This window comes from Pseudoalteromonas sp. THAF3 (assembly GCF_009363775.1).
Taxonomy (GTDB): Bacteria; Pseudomonadota; Gammaproteobacteria; order Enterobacterales; family Alteromonadaceae; genus Pseudoalteromonas; species Pseudoalteromonas ruthenica.
Genome location: NZ_CP045418.1, coordinates 1093669 through 1108468, shown reverse-complemented (window position 1 = coordinate 1108468; position 14800 = coordinate 1093669). Strand labels below are relative to the sequence as shown.

The 14800-nt window shown below is 46.1% G+C and carries 14 protein-coding genes; 2 read left to right on the top strand and 12 right to left on the bottom strand.

The features are described 5' to 3' along the window. Nucleotides 1–403: 403 nt before the first annotated feature. The 4 genes from FIU82_RS05080 to FIU82_RS05065 form a co-directional block, all read right to left on the bottom strand. On the bottom strand, nt 404–769 hold the full coding sequence (locus FIU82_RS05080; RefSeq protein WP_152440499.1) for a hypothetical protein: 366 nt from the start codon (nt 767–769) through the stop codon (nt 404–406). Between the two features lie 106 nt (nt 770–875). After that, nucleotides 876–1553, bottom strand: coding sequence for a hypothetical protein (locus tag FIU82_RS05075; protein WP_152440498.1), 678 nt, complete (start codon nt 1551–1553; stop codon nt 876–878). A gap of 460 nt (nt 1554–2013) precedes the next feature. Then, nucleotides 2014–2907, bottom strand: a complete 894-nt coding sequence (locus tag FIU82_RS05070; RefSeq protein WP_152440497.1) for a S9 family peptidase — start codon at nt 2905–2907, stop codon at nt 2014–2016. 292 nt (nt 2908–3199) lie between these two features. After that, the gene (locus FIU82_RS05065) at nt 3200–4825 is read right to left on the bottom strand and encodes a methyl-accepting chemotaxis protein (protein ID WP_152440496.1); all 1626 of its coding nucleotides are present in this window, start codon (nt 4823–4825) and stop codon (nt 3200–3202) included. A 226-nt stretch (nt 4826–5051) separates the two neighbouring features. On the opposite strand from FIU82_RS05065, the gene FIU82_RS05060 reads away from it, so the two are divergent. Continuing rightward, on the top strand, nt 5052–6131 hold the full coding sequence (locus FIU82_RS05060) for a porin (RefSeq protein WP_022945684.1): 1080 nt from the start codon (nt 5052–5054) through the stop codon (nt 6129–6131). A 15-nt stretch (nt 6132–6146) separates the two neighbouring features. Then, a complete protein-coding gene (locus FIU82_RS05055) occupies nt 6147–6551 on the top strand; it encodes a phosphate ABC transporter substrate-binding protein (protein ID WP_171036757.1) in 405 nt (134 codons plus the stop codon). 68 nt (nt 6552–6619) lie between these two features. Here FIU82_RS05055 and FIU82_RS05050 read toward each other — a convergent pair whose 3' ends face one another. The 8 genes from FIU82_RS05050 to nlpI all read right to left on the bottom strand — a co-directional run bounded on the left by FIU82_RS05050 (nt 6620) and on the right by nlpI (nt 14732). Beyond that, nucleotides 6620–6949 (bottom strand): Na+/H+ antiporter subunit G, encoded by a 330-nt coding sequence (locus tag FIU82_RS05050; protein ID WP_022945686.1) that lies wholly within the window; start codon nt 6947–6949, stop codon nt 6620–6622. A gap of 8 nt (nt 6950–6957) precedes the next feature. Beyond that, on the bottom strand, nt 6958–7227 hold the full coding sequence (locus FIU82_RS05045; RefSeq protein WP_022945687.1) for a K+/H+ antiporter subunit F: 270 nt from the start codon (nt 7225–7227) through the stop codon (nt 6958–6960). Next, complete coding sequence (locus tag FIU82_RS05040; protein ID WP_022945688.1) at nt 7221–7757, bottom strand: Na+/H+ antiporter subunit E; 537 nt, start codon at nt 7755–7757, stop codon at nt 7221–7223. The genes FIU82_RS05045 and FIU82_RS05040 overlap by 7 nt, the downstream gene beginning before the upstream one ends. Then, nucleotides 7758–9284, bottom strand: a complete 1527-nt coding sequence (locus tag FIU82_RS05035; protein ID WP_152440495.1) for a monovalent cation/H+ antiporter subunit D — start codon at nt 9282–9284, stop codon at nt 7758–7760. Then, the gene (locus FIU82_RS05030) at nt 9285–9623 is read right to left on the bottom strand and encodes a Na+/H+ antiporter subunit C (RefSeq protein ID WP_022945690.1); all 339 of its coding nucleotides are present in this window, start codon (nt 9621–9623) and stop codon (nt 9285–9287) included. Continuing rightward, nucleotides 9623–12415 carry a monovalent cation/H+ antiporter subunit A gene (locus tag FIU82_RS05025; RefSeq protein WP_022945691.1) on the bottom strand — a complete coding sequence of 931 codons (2793 nt, stop codon included), beginning with the start codon at nt 12413–12415 and terminating at the stop codon, nt 9623–9625. The genes FIU82_RS05030 and FIU82_RS05025 overlap by 1 nt, the downstream gene beginning before the upstream one ends. A gap of 234 nt (nt 12416–12649) precedes the next feature. Further along, complete coding sequence (locus FIU82_RS05020; protein WP_152440494.1) at nt 12650–13864, bottom strand: hypothetical protein; 1215 nt, start codon at nt 13862–13864, stop codon at nt 12650–12652. Beyond that, nucleotides 13854–14732: a lipoprotein NlpI gene (nlpI, locus tag FIU82_RS05015; RefSeq protein WP_253946346.1), complete on the bottom strand. Its 879-nt coding sequence runs from the start codon at nt 14730–14732 to the stop codon at nt 13854–13856. The genes FIU82_RS05020 and nlpI overlap by 11 nt, the downstream gene beginning before the upstream one ends. Between the last annotated feature and the right edge of the window lie 68 nt (nt 14733–14800).

Genomic DNA, 14800 nt, shown 5'->3' with positions numbered 1-14800 from the left:
GCTAACACATACACTTTCTAGTTCACCCAAATCTGCATTGCCCTCAAAAATATCCTGTTGGGCTAAACGAAAAAGTTGCAATTTTTCACTTGTAGTAAGCGATAAAACAACTTCTATACTGTCTTGGCTTTCCAAACACAATAAACGTTTAAAGGCTCGACTACGAGTATCGTAAGAGTCTGTTCCTATTCTAAACGATGAGAACTCGGCGTCACTGGCTAGAGAAGCAGAGCTCAATAAAGAAGTTATCAAAATTAGGAATACTCTCTCGGCTACCCTGCTCCTAAATCACAAAGCTAACGGACATTGAACTAGTGGCATCATCGCGAAGCACGGCTGCGTTACTGCACCAGCGAACGAAGTGAGTGAGGTAAACTCTTTATTATGTGAGCTTGCCGAAACATCAACCTTTATCATGCCCCAAATCCAAATAAGCGATTAGGTAACCGTATTGTTTATCGGTGAGCTGCCCTTTTTTGTACATTGATTTCGCTAGGTCAAAACTCCAGTTTTGACCTGTCGGTGGTGCGGGAATAGATAGGTTTAGATTTAGCAGATTCGTATTGACGACTGTATTTCCAAGTTGAGCAGCCTGTTTGGCACAGTAACTTAGAATGTACTCTACTGCGTATTTGTCTACACTGGGTTGCCACGTGTATTCAGTTTCGCACCCGTACTTCGTTTCGCCTTCCGGGGTGACATATTCCAACCTGCCTGTCGTGCAACCAATGAGCAAAAAAATAGCAAGTGCAGAAATTAAAAACTTCATCCTAATTCAAATGTCCCTGTCCACATAACGCCCAATTAGTAAGTGAGCCAAAGCTGGCGGGCGAATTACGCAGCAATTGGCGGGACAGCTTTAAACGAATCTTAATTCAATTGCTTGTTAAATTGCGTAAAGCTATTGCCTCAATAAGCTTAGGTAGATGATTTGCGTACCTAACAATAAACTGTAGATGGTCTTTATATAGGTCTAATTTTTCCTTATGAAAACCTCCTGCAATAATTGGCTTACCCGAAGGTAACATCAATGAACTCATTGTCGTTATCGATGCGTGGCTATAACCATTATAAAAATTCTTTGCTTGCTTGAGCCACTCACTCCCTTCTACCAATCCTAAAGTACTAGCATTTAATAAAACATTATCGACAGCTCTATGAGCCTTTGTATTACTCTTACCTTGTTCATAGGCTTTGTAAAAGTTGATTGGTTTTGCTTTTTTTCCTTTATCAATTACTACGTTGCTCTCTGCACTAAGCAGTATAGCTAAACATATAGATTCATAGGAAATTCTCATTGTATTCCCAGAGGCATTAATATGCCCTTCAATCAAAAGCCTTGTTGCTGTAACAACAGACTCTATAGTCATAAATGTGAATTCCTGAACCCATTTATATTTTTGCTTTTCAGGCTCACTAAAATATTGCTCAAAACAAGATTCAATGTGTTCGAGCTGAGAAGTAATCACGGTTATTTCTGAATCGAATATTGAGCAGAACTCTGCTACTGAACGATCAGTTACTAAAATATTGCGGATATTCAAAAATCCCATTAACTATTTAAAAACTTATTAGCGAGACCTTGCAAGATAAAAGACCAAGCGCCTATAGACACGCGAGTATTATTAAAAAAATTATCGTGAATCAAACAGTAAAGTAAATAGTGCAGCAGAGCAAAAGGAATGCAATGCGTTATTGACTGCGACACAGTAGGAGTCGATAACAAGTTTTGGGAGAGGTCTTTTGACTGGGGAAATGTCCTTACCAGCATTTAAAAGGCACTCCAAGACTCGCTAGCAAGTGAATATCTGCTTTTCGCCCGGTCAATGTTAAGTTCAATGATTTTTGGCTGCTGTCAAAAGCGACCATTCATTTCGTGAGCCTCAAAAGTCGGCCAAGCGCCATTAGAGATTAATAATGCTCTGCGCCGCGCTGCAACTTGCTGTCGCATTTGAGCCGTTATTTAGCCATGAGTTTGGGTTTTTCCAACTTCGCCAAAACACGAATAGCGGGTTAATTGGAGGCATATTTTTGCTCTATCCAATGTATTGCAATAGCAAGAGGCTCTGCTTTGTTCGTATTGTGCCCAAGCGATGGAAATAAGATATAGTCAAAAGGCTTGCCTTGAGCTTTTAGTTCATTCAATTGTTCCACACACATTTTGACTGGGACCTGTATATCTTGCTCTCCAAAGAGCCACAGCCCTGGTATTGATAGAGAGTCTAGATAAACTTTCGGATCCGTTGCGTTAAACTCATATTTATCAGGGTCGTTTAGGGTATGTTCACGGGCCTCTTTATAGCTCTGTGTTTGCCAAAAATCTTCTCTTCCATTTGTGTAGAACTGGAACCTCAGTTGCTCCAAAGTCGTGATAGTTGGGCTACTAAAGAGAACCATAAACTCTACCGATTGATTATTGAGTGCGGCAATTGGAATAATCCAGCCAGCTTGGCTGGCACCTAGCAGGCCAATGGATAAACTATTGTCATATTCACGAACCACATCTACCGCAGCACTGGCATCTTTGGCAAGCAACGTTAAATTATCAACACTGATATTATTAGTTCCAACTTGAGGCCCAACGTAAACCCCACCAGACTCACCCACCCCACGCTTGTCATAGGTCAAAACCAACAAGTTATGCTTGGCCAATGACTCAGCTAGCTTTGACATACGTGGAACAGGGTCTGAGCCGTGTACTAGAACGACCGCTGCTTGTGGGTTTTTAGGAATAAATATGCTCCCTGATAGTGGCACCCCTTCGCTGTCAAACACGATCTCTTCAACAGTGATAAGGTCACGCGAGTGCGCGCTTTCTTCGCCAAGAGCATGGCTTAGATTTCTGCTGTTTGTTGCACAACCTGACGCAAAAATGAGTAAAACTACAAGATATCCAACGTTTTTCACTTTTTATCCTTAATGGAATTGAATCAATCTTTACGGAGCAAATTTGGTGCCAAATAAAAGTGATTTAATTTCAGATGGTTAAAAACTCTGTTCCCAGATGGATTAGTCTAAATGATCGCTAATTGGATGTTTTAACCATTTATTGACTACCCTCATGGATTGCTCAATGCTGGTAAATTCACCCATTTTGAGTGTTTCTTTTCGCTGTGAGACTAGCAATGCGCGACGACACCTCAGTAAAGACCTAAAAAAGGGCGCTATTTAGTAGCGCCCTTACTCAATCTTTATTCACTTATTCCACTTTAAATTTGGCAGTGGCGTCCAACAGGTTGTCAGACAGATAGTGTAGGTTTTTAGCGACATCGCGCACTTCACTAAGCGCTTGCATCGTATCTTCAAAAGAGCGGTGCATTGAGGTGACATTATCAACGACCATAGTGGCCACTGAGGTTTGTTCCTCGGTGGCGGCGGCAATTTGCCCGTTCATGGTGTTAATAGATAAAATCTGTTCGGAGATTTGCTCAATCGATTGTCCTGTTTGCTCGGCGGCTTGAGCATTATTACTGGCCATATCTCGCGCTGAGGTCATTGCTTTAACGGCATCATTGGCTGCTTCAGTTAACACGGTAAGCAATTCGCGAATTTCATTGGTGGATTTGGCGGTGCGTGAGGCCAGTTCTCGAACCTCATCGGCGACCACCGCAAAGCCTCGACCTTGCTCGCCAGCACGGGCGGCCTCGATTGCTGCATTCAATGCCAATAAGTTAGTTTGCTCTGCAATTGAGGTAATCACATTCAGAATCTGGGTCACATTCTGGGTATCATCCGCCAACTTATTAATAGTGCCTGCGGCGCGGTTGATTTCCTCACTCAGGGTTTGTGATTCACTCACGGATACACGAATTTGGTCCTTGCTCTGTGCCACCTCTTGCTCGGCAAGTTGCGCTGCGTCGGATGCTTGCGAAGCAGAATGAGAAATATCGCCCACACTCTGGCGCATCTCTTCCATCGACTGGCGGACAATTTCTGCATCACTGGTTTGCTGGTTGGTCGCAGACTCTGCTTTTTCCATGCCTTGCACCAAGCGTGTGGAATTCTCCATCAGCGGTTCAACCACATTCATCACTTCAACCACCGCTTTTTTTAGCAGAGCAATAAATTCATTGAAGTTGATGGAGACTTGGCCAATTTCATCATGAGAACGCACATTGAGCGTGGTCGACAACGACCCCTGCCCCTGTGCCAACAAATGCAAATTTTGCGCGGCATCTTTTGCCGAGTTACCTATACCTCGGGCGATCACCACCGCAAGTAGCACCACAAAAATCACAGAAACCACGGCGACAATTAACATGGTTGTCATTGCTGTGCCTGAGCGGCTTTCAGTTTCGTTTATCAGCTGTAAAAAGCGCGCATTGGCACGCTCTTCGGCGTTGTTAAAGTCAGTCGTGAGGGAATTGAAAATATCGGTTTTCTGCTTTGCGTTTTGTTGAATTTTACTAAAGTCCGCCGTGCCATCGATCATCCCCTTGGCGATGCTAGCGGCAATGTTTTTATAATCTTGTAGCCGCTTAGAGGTGTTCGCGGGCATAAAGCCGCTTTGGATGCTATTTAGCTTTTCTAAATTATCCGTGATGGCTTGATAGACCTCTTCGGCCTTATCCAGCAACTCTGCATCACCAAAGGTGACAGCCTGGGTATAAAGCTCATCAACGCTGTTCAGCGCAGTGGCGTTTTCTGCGGTGATGTTGAGCAGGTTGTAGGTGGAAGTCTCAAGCTCGTTGAGTGATTGCTGATTTGAGCTCATTGCGGAATAGTTGACTAACACAATCACCACAAAAGCCACCACCGCAACGCAAGTAATCGCGTGGATTTTTTTAGTAATGCTTAGGTTTGCGAACGAGAAACCCGTATTCATAGTGTACACCTCAGAAAGTAATGCTTATTAGGTATCGGCCAGCTACCTCTAAGTGTTAACCAAATTTAAGAAAATTCTAACTTTTTTTGCTTTTTCTCTCATTTTTATTGGTTCATGCAAAAAACGCCACGGCGGTGGTTGCCTGCTGAATATACAACAAAAAATTTACAAACCTTATATTTGTCTATACTCAAGGAGCACTAAGCACACAACTTAGGAAACAGGTATGAAACTCAAACTATCGTTAATTGCAGTGGCGTTGTCGTTCAGCTCGCAAAGTTTTGCTGATGTCAACGTATCGGGCTTTGTCAGCATAAATGCTGGTAAAGTGCTCAGTGGTGATGGTGTTCCACAATATGGTGTAGAGCCGACTTTCTTAGCCGACTACCCCATTGTTAGTGCTTACACCGATGAAATATCTTTCGAACCCGAGTCACTATTCGGCCTTCAAGTGAGCGCCGACTTGATGGATGGTCTTAGCGCAACAGGGCAAATAGTGGCTCGCGGTGCTAATGATTTTGACGCTGAGTTCGAGTGGGCCTACTTGTCTTATGAGCTCAATGAGAATTGGACTTTGCAAGGGGGTAAGAAACGCCTACCGCTATTCTACTACTCGGATTTCTATGATGTTGGCTATGCCTATGTTTGGATGCGCCCCCCCGCCGACAATTACACCTGGCAAATATTCAATTACAACGGCCTTAACTTGCTATACAACGGCTATGTTGGCGACTGGTCCATCAGCGGTAATATTTATGGCGGCCGTGAAGACGACGAAAGCAACAAGCTACTCAGCGAGTTTTTCTTCCAAGAGCCAACCAGAGAAATATGGAAAGATATCATTGGCGGTGTAATTCAAGCGAGTAACGACTGGTTTGAAATACGGGCTACACACATGCGCTATACCAATGAGCGTTATCGCAGTGGCAATATCGTTGTTTGGGAAGATGGGGATACCGAACGCGACGGTAAGTTCTATGGTCTCGCCTTGAACCTCGACTTTGGCGACGCCTTTGTATTAACAGAGCTTAACCGCCTCGATCTCGATGGCAACCTCGACACCTACATGGTCAGCGCGGGCTATCGCTTTGATGGCATCACCCCCTATGTGAGTTACTCTGAATTTGATCAAGAAGGCGATGGCGATACCGAGCAGCACAACACCACATCGGTGGGTGTAAGGTGGGACTTCCACCCGTCCGCTGCATTTAAAGTGCAATTCGATAAAGTTGAAGATGATTCTTTTGACTTAGCGGTTGCGGGTGACAGTGAGTCGATCACCATTGGTGTTGACGCGGTATTCTAAATGAGGAGCACTATTATGTATAAGATCGCATTTTTGTTCACGCTATTGAGCTCATCAGTCGCTCTGGCTGATGTGGCCGTTATCGTTCACCCCAGTAATGGCAGTGATATCAATAAAGACACGGTGGAGCGCATCTTTATTGGCAAAGAGAAATCGTTCTCCAATGGCAATAAAGCAATTCCCATTAGCCAAGCCAGCGGAGCCACCGCCGATGAATTTAACCAAAAAGTACTGAATAAGTCCTCAGGACAACTCAAGGCTTATTGGTCAAAGCTCGTGTTTACAGGAAAGGGCACACCGCCTAAAGAGGTGGATAACGATGCTGAAGTGATTCAGTTAGTCAGCTCAAACCCCGATACTATCGGCTTTGTTGATGCTGGCAGCGTCACAGATGCTGTTAAAGTGGTCACCACTTTCTAACGGATACTTAAGCGATAGATATAACAACGGGGCGTTTTTCGCCCCGTTTTCATTTCGAATATTGCTACTTAGTCGTCTTCTATTTTATCCAACCCTTTGGTATCTTCTCGCGCTTTTAAATCGTGGTGAATGGCCGATTTGATAAGCATATAACCTGTGATGGGGGCGGTGATCAGCAAGAATATAGAAATCAGAATCTCTTTGATGTTCACTTCACCATTGGTAACACTAAAGTAAACATTGGCGGCAATAAGTAGCGATGCCATCCCTAAGGTGGTGGCCTTCGTTGGGCCATGTAAACGCATAAAGAAATCCGGCATTTTTACCAGACCAATAGAACCAATTAAAATAAACGCGCCGCCTGCAAGTAAGAACGCGGCAATTATCCACTCAAACATACCCTCTCCTACTCAATGATATCGCCACGTAGTAAATATTTACATACTGCGACAGTGCTGACAAAACCAAGCATGGCAATAAGCAGTGCAGCTTCAAAATAAATTTGTGTTTGCATACCGATACCATACAAAATAATCAACGCGATGGTATTAATGTACATAGTATCGAGTGCCAAGATACGATCAGGGATGGATGGACCGACAATTAAGCGCCACAAATTGAGCACCAGTGACACGCCAATCATCGCAAACACGATAAGTAAAACATGTTCTAACATTGAAAAATCTCCTTCAACGGCGCTTCGTAACGGCTTTTAATGGAGTTAATCAGCTCCTGTTCGTCTCCCATATCAAGCACATGGATCAACAAGAAGCGTTGTTCAGGCTCTTGTCCTTGTGGCAGAGACTCTGGAATCGGATACACCTCAGCACTGACCGTGCCGGGAGTTAACGACACAGTGCTCGCAAGCATGGTGATAGGTAAATCATGTTTCAAATCTAACGGCACTTTAATAAACCCAGGACGCAAACGCTTGCTTGGCCCCAGTATTTTTATCGCTACTTCAACATTCGCAGTGATAATGTCCCACAGCACGATAAGTAGCTGCTTGAATGCCAAGCCGGGGCGCAATATTAACGGCTGAGGCTTACGAAATGGTGCTATAGACAGCGGAATCACAATAGCCAGTACCGCCCCTAAAATTAAATGGCCCGGCGATACGCTGTTGTTAAGCAACAGCCAAACCGCAAACAATAATATGGTGCGAAACGGGGTGGGTAACCACTTATATTTTGCTTGTAAACGCATTTATTGCCCCTTAGCCAACGCAAAAACAGTATCAACCGCGACTTGAGTATTATGCAGTGTTGCTGCTGCATGCTGGCTCACTTCGGTCAGTGGTGCAGCGAACACTGTCATTAATACTGGCACTGCAAGCATCAATAGCACCGCGAAGCTTCGGCGTTTGCCAGCGTATACGGCATCTTCAAATTGTTCATCTTGCTGTGGGTTGTCATGCCAAAATAGGCTCGTTCCAGCTCGCGACAAAGCCACAAGGGTTGCCAAACTGACAATCAGGTATATGGGCCAGAACACCCAGGCAACTTTGCTTTCCCAAGCCGCATCCAGTAACCATAATTTAGCGATAAAGCCAGAAAGTGGTGGCAAACCGGCCAAGGCAATGGCGCACAGCACAAAGCAGATACCGAGTAGCTTAGGCTCGGCAACACTGCGGCTATTCACCAGCCTATCTTGCACTTTACCACGCTGTAAGCCAATCAAGTCCGCAACTAAGAACATTGCCGCACAGCCTACTGTTGAGTGCAATAAATAATAGATTGCCACAGCTGTGGCCTGCTCATTATTCAGAGCCACCATAGCCACTAAGGTGCCCACCGAAACAATGACTAAATTTGCCGTTAGCCGACGTAAATCTTCCGAGGCTAAAACGCCAACAGCCCCAACCACTAAGGTGACCAACGCTAGAGGCCATAACCAAGTGGTGGCCATACCGCTGAGCTCGCCGGCATTATCACCGAAGATCATAGTGAACACGCGCATCATGGCGTAAATACCAACCTTGGTCATAACCGCAAATTGCGCTGCTACCGCAGGCATTGCACGGCTATAAGTTGCCGCTAACCACAAATGTAATGGCAATAAGGCGGCCTTTAGAGCGAAGACAATAAGCAGCAACAAACCACCTATTTTAGCCAAGTAAATATCATCGCCCTGTAGCTGAGCTACTTTAGTGGCTAAATCCGCCATATTCAGCGTACCGAGTACCCCATAAAGAATCCCTAAGGCAATGAGGAAGATACTCGAGCCCACTAAGTTAAGCACCACGTAGTGAAGCGCGGCTCTGGTGGTCTGTTTATCCGTTTTATGCATTAGCAATGCATAGGAAGCAATCAGTAGCACTTCAAAAAAGACGAACAGGTTAAATAAATCCCCGGTTAAGAAGGCACCATTCACACCCATAAGCAAGAAGTGTGTAAGGGGATGATAGAAGCTGCCTTTTTTGTCATCACCGCGACTGGCGTAAATGGTGGTAACCAAGGTTAGGAAGCTTGTTAGAATAGTCAGTAGCACCGCCAACGGATCGGCGTATAAAACGATACCAAAGGGTGGCTGCCAAGTACCAATAGCATACACAATCGGGCCGCCTTGCAGCAGTTGCTGCAATAACACCGTGCTCGCTATTAACGTAAGCAGTGCCATAAACATCGCTGTCCAGCGGCGAATAATGAGGTTTTTACCACAAGGCGGGAGCAGTAAAATGATCCCCGCAAGTAAAGGCAGTAGGATAGGTAAAGTGATCAAATGCTGCATCAACTATGACCCCTTTTTCGAGCGCGGTTGACCATCCACGTGGTCATTGCCTAAATCCGCGCGGCCACGAATAGCCAAGATAACCACAAACGCGGTCATCGCAAAACCAATCACTATGGCGGTCAATACTAACGCCTGAGGCAGCGGATCGGCATACCCTGCAGACTGACCCAACACCGGCGCCTTATTGATTTGTAGACGCCCTGAGGAGAACAAAAATAGGTTCACCGCGTAAGAGAGCATGGTAAGCCCGAGCACCACTGGGAAAGTGCGCGCTCGTAAAATAAGATACACTCCGCAGGCCACTAATAGACCTACACAGCTTGCATATAAGAGTTCCATTAGAGGTTGACCTTTTCTTTCGGTGTTTCTGCTGTCAATTTACCTAGGCTTGCCAAAATCATCAAAGTGGCACCTACCACAGTGAGATAGACCCCTAGGTCGAAAATCATTGCGCTGGCAAGCTCAGTTTTGCCCACCAACGGAATATCAAAATAATCAAACCAGCTAGTTAGGAAGTTACGCCCAAACAGCCAGCTTCCCATGCCTGTCAGTGTGGCAATGGCTAACCCGGAGGCAATCACCTTGCGGTAATTGATATCCATGCGCGCACGTATCCAATTCGAACCATTGGCCATGTACTGCAAGATAAAGGCGATAGAAGTGACCAAGCCAGCGATGAAGCCACCACCCGGTAAGTTGTGACCACGCAAGAAAATATACACGGACACCATAATGGCCAGCGGCAGCAAACTTTGCGAGATACTCGCCAACAATAGCGGGTGACGTTCGCGAGCCCAAGGGCGCCCTTCACTGTCTGATGCTGGCATAAATAGTGGCAGATTAAGTAATAACTTGTAGATACCCAGCGCTGCGATACCCAGTACAGTGATTTCTCCGAGAGTATCAAAGCCTCGGAAGTCTACGAGAATAACATTTACAACGTTAGTACCGCCGCCACCGGTTTTGGCATTGGCAACAAAGAATTGCGAGATGCTCTCGTGGGGGCGTGTGAGCACCGCATAACAAATACTGCCAATAACGATACCAATAGCACTACTGATCCCTAAATCTCGCAAGATTCGAATTGAGCTTGATTCCTTTGGCGTACGTTGCGGTAAGAAAAACAGTGCCAACATCAATAGCATCACCGTGACTACTTCCACAGTAAGCTGAGTGAGCGCCAAGTCAGGCGCAGAGAAACGACTGAAGGCCACTGAGGTCATCAACCCCACCACCGAAATCATGATGAGGGCCACCATACGCGAGCGATGCCATACCAAGGTGGCAAGCGCACCAATCATGAGCAAGGCTGCGCCAATGGCATTATGAGCATCAATATCGCTCAGGCCTTTAGACCCAGCCAGCGTATGCATTTCAAATAATGGCAGACCGGCAAGAACCAGTGCCGAGAGCAATAAAATAAAGACATAGCGCTGCAAAGAGCCATTCTCTATACGCAGTACTTGCTCACGTGACCAAGTCATCACCTGTTGGATACCAGCGTCGAATGCCCTTTTTGCATTAACACTGGGTAGCGAGGCTTGGAACTGGAATAAATATTTGCGTTGAGAATAGATAAATAAACCACCGGCCACTGCCACCGCACTCATAAATAGCGGTAGGTTAAAACCGTGCCAAATAGCCAGTTTGTAATCCGGTGCATCACCGGCTAAAACTGCATTGGAAGCGACCGATAAAATAGGGTCTACGACAAAGGCTGGGAACAAACCGACGAGCACACACATAGCAACCAACACTTCAATGGGCACGCGCATATAACGCGGCGCTTCATGGGGATCCTTAGGCAGGTCTTTGGGCTCACCATTGAAAAATACATCGTGAATAAAACGCGCCGAATAAGCCACCGATAAGGCCCCGGCTACCGTCGCCAACACTGGAATTAACCATGACATAGACCCTAGCATTTGCTGGTGTAAGGTCTCAGCAAAGAACATCTCTTTTGATAAGAAGCCGTTCAAAAGCGGCACACCGGCCATGGACGCCGCCGCCACCATCGCTAAGGTCGCAGTATAGGGCATATAGCGCCACATACCGTTTAGTTTTCGCATATCTCGGGTGCCGGTTTCATGATCGATAATCCCGGTGGCCATAAACAGTGATGCTTTAAAAATAGCATGATTAATAATGTGGAAAATCGCCGCAACTGTCGCCAGCTGCGTATCCAGGCCTAGGAGCAAGGTAATAAGACCCAAATGACTAATGGTCGAGTATGCCAACAAGCCCTTTAAGTCATGTTTGAATAAAGCAATGTAAGCACCGACTAACAAGGTTGTCAGGCCGGTTACGCCAACAATAATGAACCACAGCTCGGTGCCTGCCAGTGCGGGATAAAAGCGGGCTAACAGAAAAATTCCGGCTTTAACCATCGTTGCCGAATGTAAGTAGGCGCTGACTGGCGTAGGTGCCGCCATCGCATGCGGCAACCAAAAGTGAAAGGGAAACTGCGCAGATTTGGTAAACGCCCCTAGCAACACCAACACCAAAATAACCGGATACCAAGACGATGACTTGATCACCTCGGCACTTTGTAGAATAACGTCAAGCTCGTAGCTGCCCACTAACTGGCCAATGAGCACTAAGCCCGCCAACAGGGCCAGACCGCCAGCGCCGGTAATAGCCAATGCCATACGTGCGCCTTTACGTGCTTCAGGTTTGTGGGACCAGTAGCTGATCAATAAAAATGAGCTAATACTGGTGAGCTCCCAGAAGAACCACATTTGAATAATGTTATTCGCCGTGACAATGCCTAGCATGGCTGTCATAAACAGCATTAAGTAGGCATAAAGCTTAGGCATGGAGTCATTCTCACTAAGGTAGTAGCGAGCATAAAGAATAACCAGCAAACCGATACATAGAATCAGCAAGCAAAATAGCAGGGCTAACCCGTCCAGACGGAAAGACAAGTTCACGCCTAATTCAGGTATCCAGGGTAGGCTGGAATAGAGGGTCTCACCCGCCAACACATCGGGGGCTAAACTCAGTACTAGGGCTAAGCCTAAAATGGGCATTATTGCGGTGATAATCGCACTTTGATTGCGCGATAATTTACCAGTAAAACTCGCAAGTAAACTGCCTATAAGGGATAACAGGGGTATCCACAGCAAAGTCATAGTTTGTGAACCTTTATTATGGTCGCTGAACCTTCAAACAACCTTCTTATAATCAACTCCAGCATCGGGTTTGCTTCCGTGTGCTAAGTTCCTCAACTAGGGTTAGTATAGCGCCAATTAAACATTAATAATTAGTCAGTTATACTGTTGTGCTCACTCTTTGTCTAGCCTAGATGCGGCTATTCGCCTAAAACTTGGGCTGAGATTAACACCTCACTAACCTTGCTTACAAATCTAGTTGTTAGCTTGATTAATTGTTGTACGGCCTTCACCTGCTCCATGTGTGGCAAGTGGGTGGCGTTGTAGCCAGATTGGTAGCGCACTTAGGCGATGAAAGTAATCTTGATAGCGCAGTAATTCATCGCTGTGTTGGCGCAATTGTTTTACCCAAAGGCGACGATACAAAGGCGATAAGCCAACCTCTGAGTGTTGCATAATGCTGATTTTATCAGTGGGTTTATAGCCACGCCCATTGTTGCAAAAATCGCTTTTATACCAACCAGAAGGCCTTGTATCATCGACATAAAGGTTAGCATAGATTTGCCCTTTGTCTGTGCATGCGTGTTGTTGTGCTTTAGGTCCCGGATATTCGTCCGTGAACCCGGCAAAGTGCATGAGTTCGTGTAAAAACACATGATAAGGTGCCTCTGTGCTTAATTGCATGACTCCTGCTTGGACATTGGCGCGCCCCTGCTTGGTCATCATAACAATGAAATCAAACCCCGGGGGCAGTCGTGATGGCTGCTCTGCCAAGGACTGCCAATTGCAGCGCGCATACTCCCCCCTACTCGACGAGCAAGCAAGCTGACTACCCATATAAACAGGCTTAGATAAACACATCAGTCCCGGTTGTGGCTCTGCTTTTGCGAGGTATCGTTCACGCAATTGTTTTAACCTCACGATGCCTTGCGCGTGATCTGCCAATAATAAAATATTGTAATCACATTGGCGTGCCTCAATTGATCCTAAGCGCACTTCAAAATCATGATGCTGCGCATAGTCAGTGGTAATTCGACTTGGCGGCACACCTTGGTGCATCAGTAGAGGCTGAGCAACCTCCTCACTAAGCGCACGATGTTGTGAGATGGTCGTGAGCGAGTGCCACTGCTCATTAAGGAGTAGCCGCTTGGTAAGTTGCTGCCACTGCACAGCTTGGGTATCGTTTTGATGTGATAACGCCGCCTGCCAATACGGCGTGGCATCCTCTATACGATGGTCATTGAGTAGCTTGACGGCTAGGGCCAGTTGCGCTGGCGCCACACTCTGCCCTGCCAACACTCGCAGCTGTGCCTGATTAAGTGATTGATAGTCGATACTGTGTGGCTGATAGCGATGCCAATAACCAAGGTAACTGGCAGAGTTTGCCGCTAGATGGGAAGCTAAATGAGGGGAGAAACTGCTGCTGGCACAAAGTAGTAGTGCCAGCAGTATAATTACACTAGTGCGCACCCTCGCCTGCCATTAAGCTCAGCTCCAAACGGGCGTACTTATATTCAACAAACTCGTACACATTAGTCGATAACGCCAATTTAAAGTAGTCACTGGCCAAGGCTGTATTGCCTTCAGCTTGGTGACGCTTGGCGATATAGAAATACGCCTCACACAATCGCTCAGCATACTCCTGGTGCGATTCAACGCCCTCGCTCAAGGTGTTTAACAGAGCCTTTTCATCAATATCGCCATTGTAATAAGCGACCAACTGATAGGCCCAATTCTGTGGGTCTAACGCTTGCGCCATCTTAGCTAAATTGGCTTTTGCTTGTTGAGCGTCGTTCGCACTTTGCGCTAAATAAAGCCACAGCACACGGTAGGGATCGTCCGGTGCAAAATCTAAAAAGGCTTGTAAGTCGTCACTGGCCAGTTTAGGGCGCTCCCCATAATAAAGGGCGATGCCTCGGTTTAAGTATGCATATTCATGCTCAGCGTTAAGCTCCAACACCGAGTCGAACATTTCGTAAGCTTTGCCGTATTGCTGCATTAGGGTGTGATGAATGCCTAAAAAGTTATAGACCTCGGCTAAATCAGGCTTAAGTTTTACCGCGCGGTTAAAGTCAATGCGCGCCAAGGTACTAAGCCCTAAGCTATCAAACAGTACGCCTCGGTCATAATAAAGCTGCGCTTGTTGCTCATTAGGAAGTTCAGCTTGCTCAATGAGCTCGGTATAACGAGCTATGGCAATTTCGCTGCGAAAATCACTGGGCAGAGGCGCTGTAAATGGCACTGCAACTAAATACTGAGGCTCTTGGGAAGTGGATTGGCAACCAGCCAACACAACGGCTAGTGCGCCTGCAATAATGAGCGAAATGGGTTTTCTCAACGTCCTGCACCTATATTCAACGGCTATAGATTTTCATTAAACCACAAAAAAGGGGGCTAAACAGCCCC